A 3,882-nucleotide genomic window follows, 5' to 3' on the forward strand; every position below is an offset into this window, starting at 1 on the left:
AAGCAGCTTAAGGTGGTTTGAAGCCTCCACCTGTATGGCGGCTTCGAGGGGCCCTCCCTCATCTTCTGTGCAGCATGGCTGCATTATGCAACTTGCTCAGTTGCATCTCTGCGCCTTCGTGGCGCACAATCATCAAACGTATTGCCCTTCTGCTCCAGCCGGAAGACCGGGTACTGGAGATTGCTGCCGGTACAGGCATTATTGCCCTTGGGTTGGCTGACCGGATGCAGAATATTGACGCTATTGATTTCTCTCCTAGTATGGTAGCTAAGGCACAGAAAAAGGCGCAACATTTGGGATTGGCCAATGTGCATTTTTCCGCGCAGAACGCCTGTGATCTTCGTTTCGCTCCCGGCAGTTTCGATGCTGTCATCATTTGCAACACCCTGCACATCATGCCGGAGCCGGAAAAAGCACTGGCAGAAAGCCACAGGGTACTTAAGCCGGACGGTAGACTGATTGCGCCTACTTTTGTACATGCAGGCAGTAAAAAGGCTCTATTGTTTTTTGCGCTAATGTCGCTAAGTGGTTTGCGCGCCTATCACAAATGGACGCAGCAGAGCTTTCATGCTTTTCTGGAAGAAAACGCTTTTACCGTCCTGGATTCCGTGTTGCTCAAAGCTTCCTTTCCCCTGGCCTATGTCGTGGCCAGGCCAAAACAATAAAGACCCGGGTCAATGTTTAATTTTTATCATTTCAATCCAGTTTATCATGGTATCCAGCGTCAACTTCGTATTGCCTACATTGTAGTGGTTCGAGGCGCATTCCCTTTCCGTAAGCAGGCGAAAAGATAAAAAGAAAATAGTTGCAGCATTGGAAGATCAATTCCGGGTATAAAGCACTTCCGGCAGCATATTTTGTGCAAACAACTGCTTTCACATTTATAACCATTCCTTTCGCTAACGCTCAGGCACAAAACGTAAACAAGTTTATAATGGGCGATGAAGAGGAGCAGTAGGAAGGCTTTACAAGCAAGATATTATCCAGACTTAATTAATCTTAAGTAAAGCCTCCATGAGGCAGGCAGGGCATGATTCATTTATGCATTATCTGGCAAGTTTGTATAGTGCATATTGATTAAGTGAAACTCCCTCTTTTTCAGCTTCCAGGACCAGCCTCATGTGCAGGGATTTAGGAAGCCTTACCACAAATTTGCCGCTATAATCTTCTTGATTAACAGGGAGGGAAATATCCAGGTTGTTTTCAAGTTTGGTTTCAATATAGCCCTCAAGAGCTTCATTCAGGTTTTTATATAATTCCTCCAATGTATCGCCTGTACTCTGGCATCCGTCCAGCTCCATTATCCTGCCGTAAAAATAATGTCCGCTTTCATCATTTATTTCCTGAATAATTCTCGTATAAGGCAATTTAACATATTCTTCCGTCCGCATACATAGAACCCCTTTCTAAGGTATTAGGAATAAGCGGCTTATTCACCTATTCGGGTTAAAATATCTTTGACATAGACTGCTTTCAACGGCGTTTCTATTTTTACAGTTATTAAGTCTCCGTTTTGGTGCAAGTAGTGTCGGTGTGAGCCCTTCTGCCTTTTATATTCGTATCCGTTTGCTTTTAATACCTTTTCAGCTTCTTCGGGACGTATTCCGTTTGGCTGCCGTTTCATTTTTTCTATTATTTTATCCACGCCCGCCACACCTAAAACCTCCCGTTATTATAGTATTATATATAGTATCGCTTTGCAATAATAAGTAGACGAATCAAACAGAGGGACGATATTGGTTTGGTAATATGCCCGTGCTCTTTTTCTCAGCGGCCGAAATGTCTTCATCCTCCATGCTGAGAAGAATTTCATCCAGCACACTTTCAGTAAAAAGCTGATGGTTCACATCCTGCAGGACCATATAACAAAGTTTCAATCTTTGTTTTGTATTGTATTGCCCGTGGTTATGGCGCAGCACGCCCTTTGCCGATTTCTCCAGCCCGCAAAGGCATCTGGCAAATGTGGTTTTCCCGCTTCGTTAAAGCCTAAAATGCCTATAACCGTGTTTTGCGGCAGTTTTAGAGAGGGAATAGTAAGCGATTGCCGGTTGTTATAGGAGAACGAGAAACCTTCGATATATAACATTTTTTCGCGCGAATGATTTGGCCCCGCCTTATTCTCCAGTTCCGTAACGGACAAGGAGCGAAGCCCCAAATCGTTTATCGCTGACAGTCCGATTTTTCGGAAATTCAAATGCAGACAAGAAACGCCAGCGGCGTGATGACGGCCTGCGCGGCGTCGGGCAGTTGATGGGAAATAAAATGCTCCAACTCATCGGTGTTTTTCTCCATGAGCTTACGCATTTTCCCGCTGGGGTGCAGATTGTGGAAGCCTAAGGCAAACAACCTCAACCCGGATCCGCCAGAGGATAAAACGGATCAAGGCTTCATATTTAGTGGTAATTGACGAGATAGGTTTTGTCCCTATTACCAGGCCAGAAGCTAATTTGTTTTTTCAATTGATATCATCACTTTACGAACAGACAGCCTTAATAATAACTTCAAACAAGGGTTTTGAAGACTGGGCCGAATTGATGGGAGACCCGGTTATCGCTACCGCTATCCTGGATCGAATCGCTCATCACAGTGAAATATTCAATCTGACCGGCGACAGTTACCGCCTTAAACATCGAGATTCTATACTAAGCCCGTAGTCCTATGGAAAATTATTGGCCAAAATTTCTCCAAAATACTTGACCGCTTACATATATTCGATTAAGTCCTTCGACATTTCTTTCGTGCTCTGGATATAGCGTTTACCCTATTTACACAGTATAGTTGCCGCAGTACAATGTAAGTACAATATAAAAAGGAGCTGTTATCATGGCGCAGACAAGTATAACCATGCGAATTGATGAGAATTTAAAGAAACAGGCAGAAGAGCTTTTCGAAGAATTTGGAATGAATATGACTACTGCATTAACAGTATTTATAAAAGCAGCAGTTAGACAAGGTAAAATACCTTTTGAAATCTCTGTTGATATCCCTAATGCGGAGACAATTGAAGCGATGAAAGAAGCAGATAGAATTATCCATGATGATTCTGTAAAAGGATTTTATGATGTCGATGAGATGATGAAGGAGATTATAGGTTAATGTATATCGTCAAAAGAACTAGAAAGTTTGATAAAGATTTAAAATTATTGGTAAAACGTGGTTATAATATTGATTTATTAACTGAAGTAGTTAAAAAGTTGGCCAATGGCGATAAATTAGCCGAAAAGTATCAGGATCATGCATTAAGCGGAAATTGGATAAAATACAGAGAATGTCATATAATACCTGATTGGTTGTTAATTTATAGAATTGATAAAGATACTATAGTATTAATATTAACACGTACCGGTACTCATAGTGATTTGTTTTAAATCTGCCATTTTAGCCACATCGCAATTCTTCTGAACAAACAAACCCTTTTAAACATTATTATCATGGCGGATTATTAATGGGTCTGCAGCTGCCCCCATAGCCGAAAAAAACCAGGCCAAAAGGCCGAAAGCCCCTTCCATGGAATCATTGTATTCCTTACCTACTGATATAATATGCATGCAAAGTAATAATATCAATATGTATAGCTCGAAAGATCGATATGCCCTGCCTTCTATGTGGTTTCTGTTCGTCAGGCCAGAGATTTGCCGCCGACTTCCTTCAGATTCCTCGTCGCCGAGGACACCCTTGTCTTTGGCTGTACACTTCCCACTATCAGGGCGTGTTAGGGACTTTCACCCGTTAGACTATGCCCATGCAAGGCGAACTAAAAAAGGTTCCCCAGCTATCCATACGCCCGGGAACCTGTGTTTGCTAATTAAATTCATACATTGATCAGATATGCTTCCTCGCCTCTATCCGCCCCCTTATACCATTCTTGAGGGGCTTGGGTGG

6 protein-coding genes are annotated in these 3,882 nt (G+C 42.5%); 4 read left to right on the forward strand and 2 right to left on the reverse strand.

Annotation, left to right across the window (positions count from 1 at the left end; translation table 11 throughout):
• Positions 1 to 74 precede the first annotated feature (74 nt).
• Entirely contained in the window at positions 75 to 665 is a 591-nt protein-coding gene (locus tag PHP87_RS11275; RefSeq protein ID WP_061214095.1) for a class I SAM-dependent methyltransferase, read from the forward strand.
• Between the two features lie 381 nt (positions 666 to 1,046).
• Here PHP87_RS11275 and PHP87_RS11280 read toward each other — a convergent pair whose 3' ends face one another.
• Both PHP87_RS11280 and PHP87_RS11285 read right to left on the reverse strand, forming a co-directional pair.
• Positions 1,047 to 1,391: a toxin-antitoxin system HicB family antitoxin gene (locus tag PHP87_RS11280; RefSeq protein WP_061214094.1), complete on the reverse strand. Its 345-nt coding sequence runs from the start codon at positions 1,389 to 1,391 to the stop codon at positions 1,047 to 1,049.
• A 38-nt stretch (positions 1,392 to 1,429) separates the two neighbouring features.
• Entirely contained in the window at positions 1,430 to 1,654 is a 225-nt protein-coding gene (locus PHP87_RS11285) for a type II toxin-antitoxin system HicA family toxin (RefSeq protein ID WP_061214093.1), read from the reverse strand.
• A gap of 703 nt (positions 1,655 to 2,357) precedes the next feature.
• Between PHP87_RS11285 and PHP87_RS11290 the strand changes: the two genes are divergently transcribed.
• The 3 genes from PHP87_RS11290 to PHP87_RS11300 all read left to right on the forward strand — a co-directional run bounded on the left by PHP87_RS11290 (position 2,358) and on the right by PHP87_RS11300 (position 3,368).
• Positions 2,358 to 2,654, forward strand: a complete 297-nt coding sequence (locus PHP87_RS11290) for an ATP-binding protein (RefSeq protein WP_082736090.1) — start codon at positions 2,358 to 2,360, stop codon at positions 2,652 to 2,654.
• A gap of 169 nt (positions 2,655 to 2,823) precedes the next feature.
• A complete protein-coding gene (locus tag PHP87_RS11295) occupies positions 2,824 to 3,096 on the forward strand; it encodes a type II toxin-antitoxin system RelB/DinJ family antitoxin (protein WP_061214090.1) in 273 nt (90 codons plus the stop codon).
• Positions 3,096 to 3,368 (forward strand): type II toxin-antitoxin system mRNA interferase toxin, RelE/StbE family, encoded by a 273-nt coding sequence (locus tag PHP87_RS11300; protein WP_061214089.1) that lies wholly within the window; start codon positions 3,096 to 3,098, stop codon positions 3,366 to 3,368. The genes PHP87_RS11295 and PHP87_RS11300 overlap by 1 nt, the downstream gene beginning before the upstream one ends.
• Positions 3,369 to 3,882: the final 514 nt, after the last annotated feature.

The organism is Syntrophomonas sp. (assembly GCF_028707975.1).
Classification (GTDB): Bacteria; Bacillota; Syntrophomonadia; order Syntrophomonadales; family Syntrophomonadaceae; genus Syntrophomonas.